The 19,549-nt window shown below is 68.8% G+C and carries 18 protein-coding genes and 1 pseudogene; 4 read left to right on the top strand and 15 right to left on the bottom strand.

All coding sequences use genetic code 11. The features are described 5' to 3' along the window. Positions 1-25: 25 nt before the first annotated feature. On the top strand, positions 26-562 hold the full coding sequence (locus D7X32_RS06330) for an FHA domain-containing protein (protein ID WP_120601595.1): 537 nt from the start codon (positions 26-28) through the stop codon (positions 560-562). Here the strand turns inward: D7X32_RS06330 and sitI6 are convergent, their stop codons facing one another. Beyond that, positions 563-1,279, bottom strand: coding sequence for a SitI6 family double-CXXCG motif immunity protein (gene sitI6 / locus D7X32_RS06325; protein WP_120601594.1), 717 nt, complete (start codon positions 1,277-1,279; stop codon positions 563-565). A 3-nt stretch (positions 1,280-1,282) separates the two neighbouring features. After that, complete coding sequence (sitA6, locus tag D7X32_RS06320; protein ID WP_120601593.1) at positions 1,283-1,999, bottom strand: SitA6 family polymorphic toxin lipoprotein; 717 nt, start codon at positions 1,997-1,999, stop codon at positions 1,283-1,285. Positions 2,000-2,120: 121 nt separating this feature from the next. On the opposite strand from sitA6, the gene D7X32_RS06315 reads away from it, so the two are divergent. The 3 genes from D7X32_RS06315 to D7X32_RS06305 all read left to right on the top strand — a co-directional run bounded on the left by D7X32_RS06315 (position 2,121) and on the right by D7X32_RS06305 (position 4,790). Then, a complete protein-coding gene (locus D7X32_RS06315) occupies positions 2,121-3,293 on the top strand; it encodes a metallophosphoesterase (RefSeq protein WP_120601592.1) in 1,173 nt (390 codons plus the stop codon). Between the two features lie 133 nt (positions 3,294-3,426). Then, the gene (locus tag D7X32_RS06310; RefSeq protein ID WP_147450046.1) at positions 3,427-4,011 is read left to right on the top strand and encodes a hypothetical protein; all 585 of its coding nucleotides are present in this window, start codon (positions 3,427-3,429) and stop codon (positions 4,009-4,011) included. An 8-nt stretch (positions 4,012-4,019) separates the two neighbouring features. Beyond that, the gene (locus D7X32_RS06305; protein WP_120601590.1) at positions 4,020-4,790 is read left to right on the top strand and encodes an HNH endonuclease; all 771 of its coding nucleotides are present in this window, start codon (positions 4,020-4,022) and stop codon (positions 4,788-4,790) included. 2 nt (positions 4,791-4,792) lie between these two features. On the opposite strand, the gene D7X32_RS06300 is transcribed toward D7X32_RS06305, so the two are convergent. From D7X32_RS06300 to D7X32_RS45945, 13 genes and pseudogenes are all read right to left on the bottom strand, one after another. Beyond that, positions 4,793-8,014, bottom strand: coding sequence for a CHAT domain-containing tetratricopeptide repeat protein (locus tag D7X32_RS06300; protein WP_120601589.1), 3,222 nt, complete (start codon positions 8,012-8,014; stop codon positions 4,793-4,795). A 103-nt stretch (positions 8,015-8,117) separates the two neighbouring features. After that, positions 8,118-8,762: a class II aldolase/adducin family protein gene (locus D7X32_RS06295; protein ID WP_120601588.1), complete on the bottom strand. Its 645-nt coding sequence runs from the start codon at positions 8,760-8,762 to the stop codon at positions 8,118-8,120. Then, complete coding sequence (mtnA, locus tag D7X32_RS06290; protein WP_120601587.1) at positions 8,759-9,874, bottom strand: S-methyl-5-thioribose-1-phosphate isomerase; 1,116 nt, start codon at positions 9,872-9,874, stop codon at positions 8,759-8,761. The genes D7X32_RS06295 and mtnA overlap by 4 nt, the downstream gene beginning before the upstream one ends. A 26-nt stretch (positions 9,875-9,900) precedes the next feature. Next, a complete protein-coding gene (locus D7X32_RS06285) occupies positions 9,901-10,785 on the bottom strand; it encodes an S-methyl-5'-thioadenosine phosphorylase (RefSeq protein ID WP_120601586.1) in 885 nt (294 codons plus the stop codon). Between the two features lie 55 nt (positions 10,786-10,840). Next, positions 10,841-11,542, bottom strand: coding sequence for an acireductone synthase (mtnC, locus tag D7X32_RS06280; RefSeq protein ID WP_120601585.1), 702 nt, complete (start codon positions 11,540-11,542; stop codon positions 10,841-10,843). Beyond that, the gene (locus D7X32_RS06275) at positions 11,539-12,084 is read right to left on the bottom strand and encodes a 1,2-dihydroxy-3-keto-5-methylthiopentene dioxygenase (protein WP_120601584.1); all 546 of its coding nucleotides are present in this window, start codon (positions 12,082-12,084) and stop codon (positions 11,539-11,541) included. The genes mtnC and D7X32_RS06275 overlap by 4 nt, the downstream gene beginning before the upstream one ends. After that, a complete protein-coding gene (locus D7X32_RS06270) occupies positions 12,081-12,710 on the bottom strand; it encodes a methylthioribulose 1-phosphate dehydratase (protein ID WP_120601583.1) in 630 nt (209 codons plus the stop codon). The genes D7X32_RS06275 and D7X32_RS06270 overlap by 4 nt, the downstream gene beginning before the upstream one ends. 124 nt (positions 12,711-12,834) lie before the next feature. Continuing rightward, on the bottom strand, positions 12,835-13,647 hold the full coding sequence (locus D7X32_RS06265) for an alpha/beta hydrolase (RefSeq protein ID WP_120601582.1): 813 nt from the start codon (positions 13,645-13,647) through the stop codon (positions 12,835-12,837). A 134-nt stretch (positions 13,648-13,781) separates the two neighbouring features. Then, positions 13,782-15,020, bottom strand: a complete 1,239-nt coding sequence (locus D7X32_RS06260; protein ID WP_120601581.1) for a DUF1501 domain-containing protein — start codon at positions 15,018-15,020, stop codon at positions 13,782-13,784. Between the two features lie 46 nt (positions 15,021-15,066). Continuing rightward, positions 15,067-16,689: a DUF1800 domain-containing protein gene (locus D7X32_RS06255; protein ID WP_120601580.1), complete on the bottom strand. Its 1,623-nt coding sequence runs from the start codon at positions 16,687-16,689 to the stop codon at positions 15,067-15,069. A gap of 53 nt (positions 16,690-16,742) precedes the next feature. Beyond that, complete coding sequence (locus D7X32_RS06250) at positions 16,743-17,978, bottom strand: serine/threonine-protein kinase (RefSeq protein ID WP_120601579.1); 1,236 nt, start codon at positions 17,976-17,978, stop codon at positions 16,743-16,745. Between the two features lie 98 nt (positions 17,979-18,076). Beyond that, positions 18,077-18,181, bottom strand: a pseudogene (locus D7X32_RS06245) (M15 family metallopeptidase); the annotation flags it as partial. 4 nt (positions 18,182-18,185) lie between these two features. Next, on the bottom strand, positions 18,186-18,773 hold the full coding sequence (locus tag D7X32_RS45945; protein WP_167506445.1) for a hypothetical protein: 588 nt from the start codon (positions 18,771-18,773) through the stop codon (positions 18,186-18,188). Positions 18,774-19,549: the final 776 nt, after the last annotated feature.

Genomic DNA, 19,549 nt, shown 5'->3' with positions numbered 1-19,549 from the left:
GGGCTGGGGGTAACGTGGGGGCGTGATGCCTTCCGTCCAACAGCTCCGCCCGTTCGCCTACGCGCCCGTGCAGGCGTTCCTGCAAGCCTCCGGGCCGGTGGTGCTCATCCAGCAGCCGCCCGAGCCGGTGTTCCAGCAGGTGGCCTTGAGGCTGGCGGAGGCGCGCACGGTGGGCATGGCGCACCGTTCGCGGCTGGTGGACCGGTTGCTGGTGATGCTCCAGGCGTTCGATTCGCTGGAGGTCCACTTCCTGGGGCCGGAGCAGGACGGGCAGGAGATGAAGGTGGGGCGCATGGAGGGGTGCACGCTGATGGTGCACGACCCGTCCGTGTCGAAGCAGCACGCGGTCCTGCGCTGGCACGCGGCCCAGGGGACATGCTCCGTGAACGACCTGGGGTCCATGAACGGCACCTGGCTGAACGCCGCGGAGCTGGGCGAAGGCGAGGTGCGGATGCTCACGGACGGGGACGCGCTGGCCTTCGGGGATGCGCAGTTCCTGTACCTGCGCGCGGAGACCCTGCACTCGCACCTGCGGCTCGCGAGCCCGGGCGGGGGGATGTGACTACTCCGCGGGAAGCTCGCGGTAGTGCACGTCACTGGGGCCCAGGCGCTGCACGGTTTCGACGAAGCGTTCGCTGACGACGCGCGGACTGGCCCCTACGAGGCCGAAGACGTCGAGTCCCTCTGGGATGGAGGAGCGCAGCAACCAGCGCTTCGGCGGCAGGCGGAAACTCTCCGGGCGACCACAGATGTCGCATGCGGGCGTCTTGAATTCGCCGATGCAGTCGGGATGCAGCTGCGCCAGGGGGCGCGCTTCCAGTTCGTAGAGCGCGGGCATCGTGCTCCGGCGGGACCTGAGTTCCATCCGGACCGCGATGATTCCTTGCAGCCCTTCGGCCTTGAGCAGTTCGACCGCGTCCTCACGGAGGACCAACTGCCAAGGAGGATCGCATGTGACCGGGCCGAACCTGCCTTGGGCGAATCCGACCATTGGCCCGAACGAGCCGCCTGCACGGATTGGAAGCTCCGGAGGAACAAAGGGACGCACCAGCGTCACCAGCCGTTTGTATTCCTCCAGGGACATGGGGCCCTTTGGATTGGCGAGGACCGGCTCAGCCACGGCTGATAGGTCGACGGTGGGGAACGCACTCTTACCTGACCAGATGCCTTCCCGAGGACAGTCGACACCGGACAGGCGCCACCGATGGCTCGCCCGGTACTGCCCACTCCACTGCCCCGGCTCATCGAAGTCGAAGCTCTCCACCGTGAAGTAACGCATCGCTCAGTCCTCGAAGGGCACGGGTGAGAGATCTACCTGCTGCCAGTAGGTCATGGGCAACCCGAAGAGCTCATACTTCTGGATCATCCAGGAGGCATGCTCGAAGTACGCGAAGACGAGGACCGTTTCATCGTCCCGATCAATGAAGCTGCGCCAGTCCCGGTTCCAGGGTCCGCCTCGATCGCCTCGGTGGATGCGCGCGTGCACTTCCGCGTCGATCATCAAGACGTACTTGTGGATCTCGATGCCTTTGATCTCGAATTCGGCCTTGAACGCCTGCGGGAAGATGTGGTGCCGCTCCTTCGGCCGCTTCGCCCACTCCTGTTGTGCCTTCTCGCGACGGACTTCACTGGGCAGTTTCTCCCGCCGGTGCCAGCGGAACACCATGACGGGCACCGCGTCGCCCGGCAGGCCCTGCGCGCGTCCCCACGTCCGCTGAGGCCCACTGCCGGGCGCCACGAAGATGGGCGCCACAGGCATGGCTCCTCGTGTCCGCACGATGCGGTTCGGTGCCAGGTCCTCGCACCGGAACAGCGCGCAGACGTCGCCCTCGCACACGTGCGTGAGGCACTCGTCCTCGTCGCTGGCGTCGCACTCCCGCGCCTCTTCCGCCCGCTCCCAGTCATTCGCGGGTGACGGCCCGGGTGCGGACGCACACCCCAGCAACACCAGCAGCCACAGCCACCTCGCGCGTACACCGGCTTTGGGTTCTCTCCTCATTTTCTTGTTATTCCATGTTCAAGCCCATGGAGCCCAGGCGAGCAGTCCGGTGACGGGACACAGCGCGCTGTCAGGGGGTCCGTTATCCTCGGGCTTCCTCACACGGAAGAGCGCGCACACGATGGGAAGGCTGCTGGTCCTGCTGTTCGTCTACCTGGGCGCTTATCTGGTGCTGCGCAGGCTGTTGCCCGCCCTGACCCGGGGCTGGCGCCATGGCGTGCTGCTGGGGCTCAAGGTCTTCGCGTTCGCGGCGTGGACAGTGCCCGCCGTCACCGGTTACGGCCTGCACCACACGCCCCCGTTCCTCGTGCCGGTGAAGCTGTTCGCCGTCGTGTGGAGCATCGCCGCGTTGCTGGTGATGCTGATGGGCCTGCCGTTCCTCGTCATCAAGCTGCGCGCGGAACGCCGGCAGAAGGCCGCGCCCCCGGGCGTGGACCTGGAGCGCCGCAACCTCCTGGTGAAGGCCGGCCAGGCCATGCCCGTCTTCGCCATGGGCGCCAGCGCCGTGGGCGTCGTGGGCGGCAGCCTGGGCTTCACCGTGCGCGAGGTGGAGGTGAAGCTGCGCGGCCTCCCCGCCGCGCTCGACGGCTTCCGCATCGGGCAGATCACCGACGTGCACGTGGGCCCCTTCATCTCCCCCGAGTACCTGCGCGGCGCCGTGGAGGTGATGAACACCGCGGGCGTGGACCTCCAGGTGATGACCGGGGACCTCATCGACGACGTGAACCAGATCGATGAGACCATGGCCGCCCTCGCCTCCACGACGGCCCGCCACGGCATGCTCGCGGTGCTCGGCAACCACGAGCACTGGCGCGGGCTCGACGAAGTCCTGGACGGCTACGCGCAGCTGGCCCAGCGCGGCGCTCCGGTCCGGCTGCTCGTGGATGAAACCCACGTGCTGGAGCACGGTGGCCAGCGCCTGCGCGTGGTGGGCGTGGACTTCCCCATGTCCGGCGCCAGCCGCACCGGGCGCGACCGGCGCTGGCAGCACTCCGCGGAGACGGCGTTCACGGAAGGCCATCCGGACGACGTGGTCCTCTGCCTCTCCCACCACCCGGACTTCTTCCCCTACGCCGCCGAGCGGGGCGCGCGACTCACGCTCGCGGGCCACACCCACGGCGGCCAGGTGGCCTTCCTGGGGGTCCCGCTGTTCGGCTTCGCCTTCAAGCACATGCTGGGCCGCTACCGCTTCCGCGACAACCACCTCTACGTCTCCGGCGGCACGGGGCACTGGCTCCCCTTCCGCATCGGCGTCCCGCCCGAGGTCACGCTGCTCACGCTGCGCAGCGCCTGAGCCTCCTTCATCTCAAGGTGAAGGGCGCTACAGCCTGTCGAGGCGGCATGCCATCACCCTGAAGAGGGATGCCCAGGGTCCAGGCTTCCTCCTACCCTCCGAGGATTCATCGCTCGTGCAGGGGGCAGCGACCATGTCGGAAGAGGTCACGCGATTCGGCAAGCTCGAGGATCTTGCCTGGCAGGTCTACCGGGTCCGCACAGGCTCCAGTAGCTACACGGTCGGCGTCTACGAGTATGAAGGGCGCCGCTTCGCGGTCATGCGTGGCCAGTCCAAGAACCTCGGGGGACACGTCGACCTGAGGGATTCAGACCCGAAGGTGGATGGGCGTTCGCTCTTCCAGGTTCCCCCCTCGGAGTGGGTGGGCAAGAGCCTGGAAATCGGAACCGCGACCACCTCCCGCGTGGTCGAGGTCCGGCAGGAACAGGATCCAGAGGTCCTCACGAACATCACCCGGATCCAGGTGCTGGCGCCATCCGCGCCCGCTCCTGCGGCAAGGCAACCCCAGGCCTCCCCCGAGCCCAAATACGAGGAGCCGCCCTATCCGGAGAACTGCGTCCAGGATGTCCGGGCTGCGGCGTACCTTCTCCGTAGGGTCTACAACCAGCGTCGGTTGATCGAGGACCTGGAGCAGAGCCCGGAACAGTTCGACCGGTTCAAGGTCGCCCTGGCGGATGCCGCCCTAATGATGAAGGCCATTGGCCAGAAGCTCGGATAGCTCCCGCCATGACAATCAAAGCTCATTTCGCCATGACGCATGGCACGCCCCATGACCAGAAGCGGAGCTGGCCCATGTGGAGCGGGTGGCAGCGACGTCACTGGCCCACCTTCATCCTTCGTCCCGGACTTCACCTCTACGGCTACGACAAGAAGACGAAACGCTTCACCACGCTCCTCAAGGTGACTCGCGGTAGGGCGTTCGAATACGAGAACAAGCGTCAGTTCACCCGCACGGTGAACCGCCTGATCGGCGTCGATACCCATGACAACTCCGAGTGGCTGAAAGCAATGCAGCCAGCGGGGTTCGGCGTGGCCTTCGAGTACGAACTGGTCGCCAGGGTCGACATCGATTTTCCCGGAAGCCGCTTCCCTCACCTCGGCTGGTACAAGATGCCGACGAGAGCGGCTCGTGCGGCATTGCTGGATGACCCGGGTGGCCATGAAGAAGGTGGGAAGCAGTACCGAACACACCTGACCTACGAGCGAAGCGCCCAACTGCGCGCGGAGGCGAAGTCCCACTGGAGGAACAGGCGGGGCCGGCTCACCTGCCACGTGTGCGGGTTCGACTTCGTCGAGCGCTACGGTGCGCTGGGTGAGGACTTCATCGAGATGCACCACGAGGTCCCCGTCTCGGCAGGGAAACGGATGAACTCCGTGGAATCACTCATCCCCCTGTGCGCCAACTGCCACCGGATGATTCATCGGAATCCGCAGGAGCTTCTCAGCACCCAAGCGCTTCGGCTCCTGATCCAGAAGCCCGCATCGACGAAACGCTAGAGTCAGGGCCGCGCGGCCGCCTCCAGCAACCGCAGCGGCGTGTCCCGCCCCATGGCGATGAAGGGCGCCCAGTAGTGCGGATGGGGCTGCGCGATTCGCAGCTCCCGCATCGCCTCACGCAGCGCCGTGGCCAGGCCCTCGCCCCCGAGCAGGTGGCGATAGTAGGTCTCCATCAGCGTGCGCGTCGTCGCGTCGTCCACCTTCCAGAGACTCATCACCACCGTCTCCGCTCCCGCCACCAGGAAGGCCCGGCGCAAACCGTAGACACCCTGGCCTCGCCGGACCGCGCCCCGGCCGGTGTCACAGGCGGACAGGACCACCAGCTGCGTGCCCCACAGGTCCAGCCCCGCCAACTCCAGCGCCGTCACCAGCGCGCTGTCGGAAGAAGCCCCAGGAGCCGTCTCCTTCGCCGTCTCCCCCGCGAGCAGCAGGCCGGAGCGCAGCAGCGGATCCGGCGGGCGCGCGGCCTGCGGATCCTCTCCCAGCGCGCCAAAGGTCGCGACGGCCCGCGAGTTCTCCTGGGCGGTGGCGTCCTCCAGGAAGAAGCCGTGCGTGGCCAGGTGGAGGATGCCGGGCGTGGTCAGGTGCAGCAGCCGGTCCTTCGTCGCCTTCGGCCCCAGGAACAGCTGCGCCTGCGGGAACAGACGCTGGATGGCCTCCGCCTCCTCGCGCGAGCCCGGCAGCGGCACGGGCGCCCAGTCCCGCGCCACCAGGTCCTCGCGCCGCAGCGAAGGCGAACGCTCGGCCACCACGGACGCGCCTCCCGTGGGGATGGCGGAGGTCCGCTGCTCCGTGTTGAACGCCGGATCCGCCAGCACCACCACCGACGACGCGGGACGCGGCTGCTGCGGACGCGGCAGCAGGTCCTTGCCGGAGGTGACGTAGGTGAAGTCGTAGGTGTCCACCAGGTACTGCTGACCGTCGTGCAGCGCCGCGAAGGGCACCAGCGCCAGCTGTCCATCCGGTGAGAGGAAGAGGCGGCGGGCCTTCCCCAACAGCGGGAGCAGCGGCCGGAAGGCGAGCTGGTAGAGCGCGTGCGACGAGTCCTCGAACGCGGCGTCCCGCCGGGCCAGCGCGTCCCGCAGAGTCGAGGCCGCGGCTTCGATGGGCGCGGCGGGGCCCAGGTCGAGCGCGCGGATGCTCGCGTCAGGCATGAGCACCAGCGCCAGACAACGCAGCTGGGGCGCACCGGTTCCCGGCACCAGGGGACGGTCCTCGTAGGTGATGAACTCCACGAGGGCGCCATCCTCCGGCAGGGCCCCGGCGACACGGTCGACGATGTCACCGGGCGAGGGCAGCGCGGCCAACGCGCGCAGCGGAGCGGAGCGGATGGCGAGGGTGGCTTCGAGCGCGTCACCCTGCGCGGTCAGCGCCGTGAGCTGCCGCTGGTAGGCGGACGGCGTCAGCGCGCCGAGCCCATGCAGCGAGAGACTGGCCAGCTGGGTGCGCAGCTTGCGCAGCCGCTCGAAGGTGCCTCGCTCCTCCGTGCCCAGGCTCCGGTAGACCGCGCGGGAGATGTCGGCCGTCTCCTCGACGGAGCGGCCCTTGAGGAGCAGCGCGGCGCTCAACGCCAGACGCCGGACGTCGGGAGAGTCCGGGTGCGCGCGCAGCAACGCGTAGAGCTGCTCCTCGTCCGCGCGCAGGTGCTGGAGGAAGCTGGCCAGCCGCGCCTCGGAGAACTCGAGCGCCTCCCGGCGAAGGCGCTGCTCGGAGACCCCGAAGGCCCGCGTGAACAAAGGCACGGCGTCATCCAGGCGGTGCTGCGCCAGGCGCAGGAGGGCCAGGTTGTTGAGCGAGGCCGCGAGGTCCGGGTGGTTCCGGCCCAGCACGGCTTCACGAATCGACAGCGCGCGCTCGTAGAGCGGCTCCGCCTGACGGTACTTCCCCTGGTCCCGGTAGAGCGTGGCCAGGTTGTTGAGCGAGCCGGCGACGTCCGGGTGGTTCCTACCGAGCACCTCCTCCCAGATGGCCAGCGCCCGCGCATAGAGCGGCTCCGCCTGGCGGTACTTCCCCTGCTTCCGGTAGAGCGTGGCCAGGTTGTTCAGCGAAGCGGCGACGTGCGGATGCTTCTGGCCCAGCGCCTCCTCCCAGAGGCCGAGCGCGCGCGCGTAGAGCGGCTCCGCCTGGCTGTACTTCCCCTGCCCCTGATAGAGCGTGGCCAGGTTGTTCAGCGCGGCGGCCAGGTCCGAAGCGCTCCGCTGGGGAGCCGCCTCCCGGATGGCGAGGGCGCGCGCGTAGAGCGGCTCCGCCCGGTCATACAGCCCCTGGTCCTGATAGAGATTGGCCAGGTTGTTGAGCGAGTCCGCGACCAGGGGATGCTTCTTGCCCAGCTCCGCCTCCCGGATGGAGAGCGCGCGCAGGCCCAGCGGCTCCGCCCGGCTGTACTGCCCCTGGTCCTGGTAGAGCGTCGCCAGCGTGTCGAGCGAGTCCGCGACCAGGAGGTCCTCCTTGCCCAGCTCCGCCTCCCGGATGGAGAGCGCGCGCACGTAGAGCGGCTCCGCCCGGCTGTACAGCCCCTGCTCCCGGTAGAGCAGCGCCAGGTTGTTGAGCGAGTCCGCGACGGTGAGGTGGCGCTTGCCGAGCACCGTCTCCCGCAGGTCCAGCGCGCGCGAATAGAGCGGCTCCGCCCGGCTGTACTGCCCCTGCTCCTGGTAGAGATTGGCCAGGTTGTTGAGGGACTCGGCGTAGGCGGACTGGTTCTCGTTGAGGGCCGCCTCCTGACTGGCGAGCGCGCCCATGCGGCGGCGCTTGTCCAGGCTGAACAGGTTGTTCGTCCGCCGGGAGAGGGCATGCCCGTGGTCGTAGAAGCCCCCGGCCTGACGATCCGTCTCCATGGTGGGGGAGGCGGCGAAGCCGAGCAGCCTGGCCGCGGTGACGGACTTCGCGGCGTCGTCGTTCACCACCGCTTCCCGGATGGCCAGGGCGCGCTCATGGAAGACCCCGGCCCGGGTGAAGTCCCCCTGGAGCCGGTACAGCTCCCCCAGCAGGCTCAGGCAATAGGCCACGTCCGGGTGCGAGTCCCCGAGCACGGCCTCCCGCAGCGCCAGGGCCTGCTCGCCGGGCGCCACGGCCTCGGCGTACCGGCCCGCCTCGTACAGCGTCGCGGCCTGGTCATAGGCCTGGAGCGCGGCCAACAGCCGCGCATCCGAAGGCTCCCGCCCCACCGGCATGATCGAGGCACACCCCAGTGCCATCACCACCATGCACCCGAGAACCCACCGCATGCCGCCTCCTTCCGAGGACTGAAGGGTGGCCCATCCGAGTCCCCTCGCGACTATGAGACAGGGACCCGGAGAATCATGCAGGAACGTGTGTGCGAAGGGGCGCCTACTGCCCATACCCCCGGAATTGCTGGAACACGCGCTCCATTTCCGCGTCATCCAGCAGCACGGGCTCGCCAATCTGGAGCGCGCGCCAATACATGGCCGCCAGCGTCTCCACCTCCACCGCCAGCTTCCAGGCCGCGGGCAGGTCCGCGCCCACCGCCACCAGGCCGTGGTTGGCCAGCAGACACGCCTTGCGGCCCTCCAGGGCCACCATCATGTGCCGCGCCAGCTCCGGCGTGCCAAAGGTCGCGTACTCCGCGCACCGCACGTCCGTGCCGCCCGCCGCGGACACCATGTAGTGGAACGCGGGGATGCCCCGGCGCAGGCACGCCAGCGTGGTGCTGAACATGCTGTGCGAGTGCAGCACCGCCCCCACCTCCGGCCGCGCCTGGAGGAGGTCCCGGTGCAGCTGCCACTCGGTGGACGGCTTGCGGGGGCCCTCGTGCGAGCCGTCGAAGCGCATGAGGACCAGGTCCTCCGGCGTCATCGTCTCGTAGTTCATCCCGGACGGCGTGAGGAGGAAGCCGCCCTCCACCCGCTGGCTCAGGTTGCCGGAGGTGCCCTGGTTCAGCCCGGACGTGTTCATCCGCCGCGCGGTGGCCACCATCGCCTCGCGCAGCGCCTGGTGGCCCCCCACCCCGCTCACTTCGCCGCGCTCCGCTCCGCGCGCCGCTCCGGGAAGAGCGACAGCATCCCCTCCTCCGTCGCCGGACACACGCCCCGCTCCGTGATGAGCGCCGTCACCAGCCGCGCGGGCGTCACGTCGAACGCGTAGTTCGCGGCAGGGCTCCCCGGAGGCGTGATGCGCACCGTGGCGATGTCCCCCGACGGCAGCCGGCCCGTCACGTCGCTGAGCTCCGTGCCTTCGCGCTGCTCGATGGGGATCTCCTTCACGCCATCGTGGATGGTCCAGTCGATGGTGGGCGACGGCAGCGCCACGTAGAACGGCACCCCGTTGTCCTTCGCGGCCAGCGCCTTCAAGTACGTGCCGATCTTGTTCGCCACGTCGCCGTGCGCCGTCGTGCGGTCCGTCCCGACGATGCACAGGTCCACGTCCCCGTGCTGCATCAGGTGGCCGCCCACGTTGTCCGCGATGACCGTGTGCGGAACGCCGTGCTGCCCCAGCTCCCACGCGGTCAGCACCGCGCCCTGGTTGCGCGGGCGCGTCTCATCCACCCAGACGTGCAGGGGCAGGCCCGCGTCGTGCGCCAGGTACATGGGCGCCAGCGCCGTGCCCCAGTCCACCGTCGCCAGCCAGCCGGCGTTGCAGTGCGTGAGCACGTTGAGCCGCCCCTTGCGGCCCTTCTTGTCCCACGCCTCCTGGAACAGCTTCAGCGCGTGCTCACCGATGGCGCGGTTGATGGCCACGTCCTCGTCGCACAGCGCCGCCGCGTGCCGGTACGCGGACGCCACGCGCAGCTCGGGCTTCAGCGGCGCGAGCACCTGGCGCATCCCGTCCAGCGCCCAGTGCAGGTTCACCGCCGTGGGCCGCGTGGCCCGCAGCATGGTCAGCGCCTTCTCCAGCGCGCCGTCGGACGGGTCCTCCCGCATGGCCAGACACACGCCGTACGCGGCGGTGGCGCCGATGAGCGGCGCGCCTCGCACCAGCATGCTGCGGATGGCATGGCCCGCTTCGTCCGCCGTGGTCAGCTTCACCTTCACGAACGCGTGCGGCAGGCGCGTCTGGTCGATGACGCCGACGCTCCAGCCGTCGGACTCGACCCAGATGGAGCGCATCAGAACGCCTTGGACTTTCATCGCCGTGTCTTTCCTTGTTCCTCTGTTCAGCGCTTGAGGACGCGGCCCGCCACCGCGGAGAGCTTCTCCACCATGGCCGGGTCGCGCGCGTCGGGCGACGTCATGATGGCGTGCTCCAGCGCCGTCTGGCAGCCGGCACGGCACAGGGCCGTGTGCTGGCTCACGAGCGGCGCGATGTTCTTCACCACCCCGCGCGCCTTGCCCGCGTTGCCCAGCAGGACCGCGATCACCTGGTCCACCGTCACCGCGTCGTGGTCCGGATGCCAGCAGTCAAAATCCGTGACCATCGACACGCTCGCGTAGCAGATCTCCGCTTCCCGGGCGAGCTTGGCCTCCGGCATGTTGGTCATGCCAATCACGTCGCAGCCCCACTGCCGGTACATCTTGCTCTCCGCCAGCGTGGAGAACTGCGGGCCCTCCATCACCAGGTACGTGCCGCCGCGCACGACCTTGATGTCCAGGCCCTCGCACGCGGCCATCACCGCGTCGCCCAGGCGCGAGCACGTGGGCTTCGCCATGGACACGTGCGCCACCAGCCCCGCGGAGAAGAAGCTCTTCACGCGCGCGAAGGTGCGGTCCACGAACTGATCCACCACCACGAAGGTGCCCGGCGGCAGGTCCTCGCGCAGGCTGCCCACCGCGGAGACGGAGAGGATGTCCGTCACGCCGCTGCGCTTGAGCGCGTCGATGTTCGCGCGGAAGTTCAGCTCCGACGGGGGAATCTTGTGCCCGCGTCCGTGGCGCGGCAGGAACACCACCGGCTGGTCGCCGATGCGGCCAAAGCAGAACTCGTCCGACGTCTCACCGAAGGGCGACGACACGCGGCGCCACGAGACGTCCGTCAGGCCGTCAATCTGGTACAGGCCGCTGCCGCCGATGATGCCCAGCACGGGCTTGTTGGAACTCGACATGGGGGAGGCTCCGCTCCACGAGGCTCGGGAGGAGGCTTGGGGAGGATGAAGGGATTCAGGACACGCGCGCGAACGGATCGAGCGACGTGAAGTCGTGGAACACCGGGTGCCCGTGGCCCGGTGGCAGGGCCACCTCGCCCCGGTCCAGGGCCGCGGTGCGCATGCCCGCCTGCTTCGCCGCGTCCAGCTCCGCCACGTTGTCGGAGAGGAACAGGATGTCGCCGGGCGGCAGCTCCAGCGCCTGGGCAATCTTCGTGTACGACGGCGCCTCCACCTTGGTACCGGTGGTGGTGTCGAAGTAGCCGGAGAACACCGGCGTCAGGTCCCCCGCCACGCTGTAGCCGAAGATGAGCTTCTGCGCGGCGATGCTGCCGGAGGAATAGACATACAGGCGCAGGCCCTTGCCGTGCCATTCACGCAGGGCCCGGGCCGCGTCCGCGTGGACGTGGCCCTTGAGCTCTCCGCGCGCGTAGCCGTCCGCCCAGATGAGTCCCTGGAGCGTCTTGAGCGGCGTGGCCTTGCGGTCCTCGTCCAGCCAGCGCTGGAGCAGCGCGACCGTGCCCACGTCGCCCAGGCCCGGCTCGCCCGCGAGCGTGCGGGCGTCGGACAGGCACTGGCGCACGGCGGCCTGCTGGCCGTGCGTGGCGACGTACTCCGCCAGGTGCTTCCGGGCGAAGGGGAAGAGGACGTCCTTCACGAAGGCGATGGAGCTGGTGGTGCCTTCGATGTCCGTGACGATGGCCTTGGGTGCACTCACGGCGCGTACTTCGGGAAGCGCTCGGCGATGGTCTCGCCGGTGAAGTGGCCCACCCAGCCGTCCGGGCGGATGAAGAAGCGGATGGCGGCGAAGCGGGGCCTGGCGCCCATGTCGAACCAGTGCTTCATGCCTTCCGGCACGCTGATGAGGTCTCCGCGCGTGCACTCCACCTGGAACACCTTGTCCCCGGCGTGCAGGTAGAAGCAGCCGCTGCCCTCCACCATGATGCGCGACTCGTCCTCCGTGTGGGCGTGCTCGGAGAGGAACTTCGCGCGCGCGGCCTCCACGTTGGGGGCGTCCGGCTTGATGCGCGCCACGTCCACGGTGTTGTAGCCGTGGGCCTTCATCTCCGCGTCCACCACGTGCTTGTAGGCCGCGAGCACCTCTTCCTGGCCCGCGCCATCCGGCAGGTCCACGGACGCGTCCACGCGCTCGAAGCGCACGCCCGCGGGCTTCAGCTCGCGACGGATGTCCTCGGTTTCGGTGTAGACGCCCAGGGGCGCCTCCGGCTGGTGGTCCTGGTAGACAATCAGCTTGCTCATCGCCGCACCTTCATCTTCTCGAGTTCGTACGTCAGCAGGTGTTCCAGCGCCACCACGTGGCGGCGCGCCTCGGCCATGCTCCGGCCCCAGGTGTACAGCCCGTGGCCGGCAATGAGATACGCGACCAGGTCCGCGCGTTTCTGAAGCATCGCGGTCACCTTCTCCGCGAGCCGGGGGATGTCCTGGTCGTTGGGGAAGATGGGGATGGACACGGCCGCTTCGTGCGTGCGGGTGTCGCCCAGGGCCTTGAGCAGCTCGAAGTCCTGGAGCACCAGCTCGCCTTCCGGCAGCCGCAGGTTCGACAGCAGCGCGGCCACCACGGAGTGCGTGTGCAGCACGGCCTGCGCCTCCGGGCGGTCCCGGTAGAGCTGGAGGTGCAGGGGCGTCTCCGCGGACGAGCCCTTGGGCGGCGGAGCGTGGATGTCCGCGACCAGGATGTCCGCCTCCACCAGTTCGCCCTTGTCCACGCCGGAGCGGGTGACGGCGGCGGTGCGCGCATCCAGCCTGCGGGAGAAGTTGCCGCTGGTGGCGGGCACGAAGTTGCGCACGCTGAGGAAGCGGCCCACTTCGACGATTTCACGAGCCGCTTCGGACAGGGTCGCGGCGGGGGCCGGTTCGATGCTCATCCATCCCTCGGGGGAGCTTGAGGACGCGATGAAACATCGCGTTGATGACACCGAGCATAATCCGGCGATCACCGGTAGGCGCAAGGGAACGCAACGCAGGACGTCATGCGTCCTGCCGGGCCGCTCAGGTCCCGTCGAGCGCGAACGTGGCCAGCCGCGCGAACTCCTGCTGGCCGTCCCGCTCCAGCACGTCGTTGTGTCCCGCGCCGGGCACGGTCACCACCCGGGCATGCGGGAAGCGCTGGCCCAGCGTGCGGCCCATGTCCACGGGGACCACTTCGTCCTGCTCGCCGTGGATGATGAGGACGGGGATGGGGATGTGGGGCGCCTTGTCGAGCGACTGGTAGCGGTCGCGCATCAGCAGCGCCGCGGGCAGGAAGGGCACGGTGCGCTGGCCCATGGCGACCATGGACGTGTACGGGGACACCAGCACCATGCGTGCACCGTACCCGCGCCGCGCCATCTCCACCGCGACGCCGGTGCCCAGGCTGCGCCCGCTGAGCACGATGTCCTCCGGCTTCACGCCCTGGTCGCGAAGAAACTGGAGCGCCGCCTCCGCGGCCGCGTACAGGCCCGACTCTGAAGGACTGCCCGGCGACGCGCCGTAGCCCGGGTACTCCACCGCGAGGAAGCCCAGCCCCGCGTCCCCGAGCGCCTGCCCCATCCCCTGCTGCCACAGGAGCTGCTCGCCGTTGCCGTGGAAGTGCACCACCGTGGGGGCTCCCGGCGGCGCGGGCAGGTAGAAGCGGTCCACGTCGAGGCCCGTGGCCAGCGGCACCACGCCAAAACCGGGCTGGTCGCGCAGCGTCTCCGGCGCGGTGTGGGGCGCGGGGTAGATGAGGGAGCGCTGCGCGGCGAAGAGGACCGCGCACAGCGCGAGGTACAGCATGCCGACGATGACGAAGAAGGCCATGAGGAGGCGACGAAGGCGTTGCACGGCGCCAGTCCATCACACCGGGCGCTCCCGGGGCGACACCCGGGCGATGAAGAAGATGGGCCTCCGAGCCCGAGCGCGGCACGAACGGGTCCGACTGTCGGACCCGTTGGGACCGCGTGGGGCGGGAGTGGAGCTCAGGTGAACATCCCCAGGACGCTGTCCTCCAAGTAGCCAGGGAACACCTTCGACAGGTCCGCTCCGGGCCGACAGGCGCGCAGGGCTTCGGCCAGCGGAGCGCGCACGTCGGTCCAGGACGGCACGTCCCGGCCGTCCTGGAGACGGTCCACGGTGAGGGCTTCGAAGCGGCCGTGCATGCCGCCCTTCACGCCGCCGCCCAGCGCGAACATCACGCCGCCCACGCCGTGGTCGGTGCCCTGGTTGCCGTTCTCCTTCACGGTGCGGCCGAACTCCGTCATCACCAACACCGTCACCGCATCGAGCTTCGGGCCCAGGTCCGCCGCGAACGCGGCCAGTGCATTGCCCAATTCGTCACAGCGCTTCGCGAACGCGCCCTGCGCCACACCCTGCGCGACGTGGGTGTCCCAGCCGCCCATCTCCGTCGCGGCGACTTCGAGGCCCACGTCGCCCTTGATGAGGCGCGCGATGTCCTGGAGGCGGCGGGCCAGAGGGGTCAGCGGGTACGTCACGCCGGGGGTGGTGGGCAGCTTCGCGAGGCGGGCACCGTCCAGCTTCGACATGGCTTCGAAGGCATCCGCGCCCGCGCCCTTCAGGGCCTGATCCACCGCTCCGGAGTAGAGCGCGGAGAAGCCCTGGCGGGCATCGCCGTGCTGGCGTCCGGTGCGCAGCCGGAAGTCCTCCAGGCGCCCCATCGCGAGAGCACCCGCGTTGCCGTAGAGCGCTCGGGGCAGCGTGGGTTGCAGGGCCACGGCGCGCAGCGGTGCGTCGTCCTTCGCGTCCAACAGTGCGCGGTTGAGCCACCCGTCCGCGGTGGACTTGCGGCCAGGTGTGCCGGACTCCAGGAAGTCCTGCGCGTCGAAGTGCGAGCGCGGCGCGATGGGAAGGCCCACCCCCGGAAGCACCGCGAGCTTCCCTTCCGACCACAGGGGCATCAATGCGCCGAGCGCGGGATGTAGACCGAAGGGGCTCGTGAGTTTCAGCGCGGCGTGCTCGCCCTGGAACTTGAGCGCCAGCGTGGGCCGGGCGCGCTGGTAGGCGTCGTCCTCCACGGGTGGCACCAGCGACAGGCCATCCGCGCCGCCGCGCAGGAACACTGTCACCAGCGCTCGACGAGCGGGCGCATCGCCTGGACTCGCGGCCCAGGCGCGGGCCAGGAAGGACGGCGCGAGCACGAGGCCCGCGCCCGTCACGCCCAGGGCCTGGAGGAGCTGCCTGCGAGAAAGACGTGCGGTCATGGGTCCTGGACCTCCACAATCACAGACAATTGACTCTGGCTCTCGGTCATTGTTTCTGGAACTCTGGCGAGCCGAGCAGCAGCCCCGCGATGAGAGGCACATCCACCGGTGGCGCTTCATCCACGGCGCTCGCGGCCTCTCGCTTCTCCGCCAGCGCCGCGAGGATGGTGGCCCGCGTCTCCTCCGACGGCTTCGCGCCCAGCAGCGCCTGCCCCAGGCCGTCCACCCACTCCACTGCGCTCGGGGCCTGCTTCGGTGCGAACGCGTCCAATGACACACGCGCTCCAGGCAATCGGCCTCCCACCAGGTCCAGGCCGAAGTTGAGCCGAGCCACCAGGGCTCCGCTGTTCACCCAGGGCCCCGCCACCTCCGGGAAGCCCGTGGGCGCGGGGGCTTTGTAGAGCGGCTCTCCCATCAAGGCCAGGTGGCGCAAGAGCCGGGGCGTCACCTCCACTTGCGCGTTCGTCGCTCGCAGCGCGGACACCACGTATTCGAATGGCGTCTTCACCTTCGCGGCCCGCGCCTGTGGCGACTGAAACTCCGGCGACTGGAACAGCGCTCGATACACCGCGCGCAGGTCTCCCTTTGAATCGAGGAACACCTTCGCCACGCGGTCCACCAACTCCGGCGGCGGTTCGTCTGCGACGAAGCGTTGCGCGAGCTTGCGCGCCACGTGACGCGCCGTCGCCGGATGGCTGGCCAGCAGGTCCAGCACCTGCTCGCCGTCCTTCTCCCCTCCTCCCGCTGGAATCGCCTTCCCCAGCACTCCCTTCGCATCCGCGTCGTGCGCCACCTTGCGGAAGACGAAGCCCGGATCCTTGCGCGGCTGGCGGATGCTCCAGCCCGTGAAACAGCGTGCGACCTCGCGCACGTCGTCCTGCGTGTAGCCGCCGTCCACGCCCAGCGTGTGCAGCTCCAGCAGCTCGCGCGCGTAGTTCTCGTTGAGGCCCAGCTTCGGCTTCGCCTCTTCGTCGTCCTCCGCATCCTCCATCATCGCGGCCTGGCGCTTGAAGCGGCGCGGGTGACGCAGCTCCTCCTGACTCAGCCCCTCACGCGTGCTGCGCCAGTTGTCGAGGTAGAAGAGCATCGCCGGGTGGTGCGCCGTCGCGCCCAGCAGCTCCCGGAACGTGCCGAAGACGTGCGGCCGGATGGCGTCGCGCTCGTAGGACGTGGCCAGCCACCTCACCACGCCTTTGTCCTCGGAGACGTTGAAGTGGTTGAACCAGAAGTCCACCAGCACCTCCTCCAGTTGGCGCGGACTCTCCACTGCTCGCAGCACCCGCGCGGAGGAACGCTCGAAGACGACACGCGCCGGGCCCCGCTCGCGCTTCTCCTCGGGTGGCATCTCCTGCGGCGGCCGGGGGTACTCCTCCACGAGCTGCCCCATCGACAGTCCCAACGTGGGGAACGCCTGGAGCTTCGACTTCAGGCCGGGCAGCAGCGCTTCAGCGGACGCGGGCTGGAGCTGGGCGTTCACCCACCCGTCCACGCCCAGCCGCTTCACCTCCGCCAGGTCCCTCGCCGAGGGGCCGTACGCCAGCCGCTGGAGCACGTGCACCGCGCGCGCTTCATCGAACGGAGTGGCGGGCGCCTCGGGTGCCGCGACCTGCGAGCGGGACGCACACGACAGGCACACGGCCACCAGGGGCCAGACAGGGAGGGCGCGCATGGTGATGCATTCAACCCCGGACGCGCCCGGAAGTTACGTGCCTGCCTGGAAACTCAGTGCAGCAGCGCTCCGAAGAACGACATGCCCAGGTTCACCGCCGACGCGAGCACCAGGCCCGCGCCCACCAGGCCCGCCGCCGTGAGGGCCATGGGGTTGCGGTCCGCGATGCGCAGGCCCTTGTGCAGGGTCTTCTTCAGCATCGTGCGCTGGCATTGCACGTGGATGCGGCCCTCCAGCGCGGCGTGGAGCTGCGTCACCATGTCGTCCACCGACACGAAGCGCTCCGCGACGTCCTTGCTCATCCCCTTCTTCACGAACCACATCAGCTCCGCGGGCACCGGACCCTGCGCGCTGTTCAGGTGCATGGACGCCATGTCCAGCGTGCGCGTCTGCACCGCCTTCATGATTTCCGGCACGGACTGGAGGCCGTCCAGGTAGTGCGACAGCGACAACAGCTCGTGGAAGAGGACGGACAGGCTGTAGACGTCGCTGCGCGCGTCCATCGTGTCGTGCTCGCCGCGCGCCTGCTCCGGGGACATGTAGAGCGGCGTGCCCACCACGGAGCCCAGCTCCGTCTGGAGCGGCCGGGCCGACTGGAGGTCCATCGGCGTGCCGTCCGCGATGGCCCGGGCGGCGGACGCACCCACGCGGCGCGCGAGGCCCCAGTCCAGCACCGTCACCTCGCCGAAGGGGCCCACCATGATGTTCGCGGGCTTCAGGTCGCGGTGGATGAAGCCCTTGCCGTGCGCGTACGACAGCGCGTGCAGCACGCCCAGGAAGATCTGCACCCGCACCTGGAACGGATAGCGCACCAGCGCGTCCAGCTCCGAGCGGCGCAGCCGGGAGATGATGGACTCCAGCGTCTCGCCCTTCAGGTGCTTCATCAGGAAGTAGTAGCGGCCCTGCTCATCCACGCCCACGTCGTGCACGGGCGCGATGTTCGGGTGGTCCAGCATGCCCACCGTGCGGATCTCCTCCACGAAGCGCAGCACCCGGTCCAGGTCCGCGCCCGGGGGCAGCCGCTTGAGCGCGACCTCCCGCTCGATGTCGTGGTCGCGGATCAACACCACCTCGCCCATGCCGCCCTGTCCCAGCGGACGCACTTCCTCGAAGCGCTCGCGCTGCAGCGGCACCACGCTGGGCTGCTGGCCCTTCCACTCCACCCGTGGCAGCACCGTGTTACGGCGCTGGGTCGTGGAACCCCCGGGCGCGAGCGTGGGCGCCAGCTGCGCCCCGGAGGACGGAGAAATGAGCGTGTTTTCCAGGCCGACCGAGAGCGTTTGACTCATGGGACGCCAGGAATAGCAGGCACTCCGTGCGCGCGCCCACTAACGCGCAGTCCCTGATGCAACCGCGCGAAACCACTGGGCTGGCGAGCAGCCAGGCGTCACCCCGCAGGGGTGAAGGGCACGTCCAGCACCGGCAATTTCGTAGCGCCGGGCAGGTCGTAATGCCACCACTCCATCCGGTTGCGCTGGAAGCCGGCGCCCTCCGCCCTACTGGCCGGGAACGCTGTTGCCGAAATTCGTGTCTCCCACGCGGAGTGCGGGCCCTGTTGGCTGCGGCAGCGCCCCCCCAGGGGGAATTTCGCCAGAACGCGATTTCGTTCCTCCTGGAACATCGAAGGCGTCCGTCGCATGAACCCCGAACCCCTCGCCTTGCGCGTCAGCCACGAGGCGAATGGGCTCGCTGGGCGGAACGTCGATCTGGAACGCGAGTTCGCGGCTGTAGGTACCTTGCTGAGCGTCAGCCGGGACCACCCAGGAGGAAGGACCATCCACCATGCGGACGCCTTTCGGTGACTGCACCTGCACCGTCAGGTCGGTACCGAAAGCCGCCAGCTTGCGAATATCAGCGCGAAGCCGGAGCCGGTTCGCGCCCTGGTCAAGAAGGACCCAGCGCACCACCGCAGGAGCCTGCGGGCTTTCCGCAGCCGAAGGAGCCTCTTCTTTCGCGGAAGTCTCCCTCGCGATGCGCGGCTGGCCTCCGCCAGAGTTAGGAGCAGCCGCGTCAGGGTGATGACAAGCTCCCACGAACAACATCAGTGTCGACACCAGTAATCCACGAAACACAAGGCGAGCCATAGCAACCTCGGCGTTCGCAACGCCTACAGACGATAGAGAGCAATAACACTCAAACCTGTTAGACACATCCGCTAACCAGCGGTGCACACCCCGGCACTACAAACCTGGCCAGCACCACATGATTCGCAGGCGGCACCGGGCCCACCACATGCGGCTGCCGCAGTGCCCGCCAGACAGACGCCCGCCCGGCAACAGCCAGAACAAGTACTGCGGCAGCTCGAGTCCAAGCAGATAGGAGCGTTGCTTGGATATGGGTATGCCACCGCCGGCTCCGTTGCCGAATCCACCGCCTTCGACGGGAAGCCTTCACACACCATCGCATCCAAGAAGTCCGCCAACATGGGGCGCGGAAGACCAGTGTTTCTCACGTTGACGAACTGACCAGTCCCCATGTCCACGTCCCACGTATGACGCGTATATCCCCGCGTGAAGGGAGCCGCGTTCAATTGCCGCGAACCCAAGGCGCGATCTATGGCTTGGGGGCCCCATGGACGCGACATCGAAAGCCGCCAGAGGATGGCTGAAACCTCATTTTCATCCATGAGCTGTATCAGCCCCTTGCTCGGGGACGGACGCGACCAAGGAAGATTTCCATACGAATAAGCTCGCGCATCAAGGTTCAGCCAGAACATGGCCCCCCCCTGCTTGTCCACGTAGTAGCTGTCGTTCCGCAGGTTGGAACTGAACCAAGTTGCGTAGCCCTCCGACCAAGCTTGGCCAGGAAAGGTCGGATTGCCTATCGAATGAAAGCCACCCTCGTCAGGGGTGGTTCCGTA

It is taken from the genome of Corallococcus carmarthensis (genome assembly GCF_003611695.1).
GTDB lineage: Bacteria > Myxococcota > Myxococcia > Myxococcales > Myxococcaceae > Corallococcus > Corallococcus carmarthensis.
Note: the sequence above shows the minus strand (reverse complement) of the source record. Positions and strands in the feature narration are given on the sequence as shown.

Coding starts and splice junctions, on each gene's coding strand:
- D7X32_RS06330 (WP_120601595.1), top strand. CDS start 26: ATGCCTTCCGTCCAACAGCTCCGCCCGTTCGCCTACGCGCCCGTGCAG.
- sitI6 (WP_120601594.1), bottom strand. CDS start 1,279: ATGCGTTACTTCACGGTGGAGAGCTTCGACTTCGATGAGCCGGGGCAG.
- sitA6 (WP_120601593.1), bottom strand. CDS start 1,999: ATGAGGAGAGAACCCAAAGCCGGTGTACGCGCGAGGTGGCTGTGGCTG.
- D7X32_RS06315 (WP_120601592.1), top strand. CDS start 2,121: ATGGGAAGGCTGCTGGTCCTGCTGTTCGTCTACCTGGGCGCTTATCTG.
- D7X32_RS06310 (WP_147450046.1), top strand. CDS start 3,427: ATGTCGGAAGAGGTCACGCGATTCGGCAAGCTCGAGGATCTTGCCTGG.
- D7X32_RS06305 (WP_120601590.1), top strand. CDS start 4,020: ATGACAATCAAAGCTCATTTCGCCATGACGCATGGCACGCCCCATGAC.
- D7X32_RS06300 (WP_120601589.1), bottom strand. CDS start 8,014: ATGCGGTGGGTTCTCGGGTGCATGGTGGTGATGGCACTGGGGTGTGCC.
- mtnA (WP_120601587.1), bottom strand. CDS start 9,874: ATGAAAGTCCAAGGCGTTCTGATGCGCTCCATCTGGGTCGAGTCCGAC.
- D7X32_RS06285 (WP_120601586.1), bottom strand. CDS start 10,785: ATGTCGAGTTCCAACAAGCCCGTGCTGGGCATCATCGGCGGCAGCGGC.
- D7X32_RS06275 (WP_120601584.1), bottom strand. CDS start 12,084: ATGAGCAAGCTGATTGTCTACCAGGACCACCAGCCGGAGGCGCCCCTG.
- D7X32_RS06270 (WP_120601583.1), bottom strand. CDS start 12,710: ATGAGCATCGAACCGGCCCCCGCCGCGACCCTGTCCGAAGCGGCTCGT.
- D7X32_RS06260 (WP_120601581.1), bottom strand. CDS start 15,020: ATGACCGCACGTCTTTCTCGCAGGCAGCTCCTCCAGGCCCTGGGCGTG.
- D7X32_RS06255 (WP_120601580.1), bottom strand. CDS start 16,689: ATGCGCGCCCTCCCTGTCTGGCCCCTGGTGGCCGTGTGCCTGTCGTGT.
- D7X32_RS06250 (WP_120601579.1), bottom strand. CDS start 17,978: ATGAGTCAAACGCTCTCGGTCGGCCTGGAAAACACGCTCATTTCTCCG.
- D7X32_RS45945 (WP_167506445.1), bottom strand. CDS start 18,773: ATGGCTCGCCTTGTGTTTCGTGGATTACTGGTGTCGACACTGATGTTG.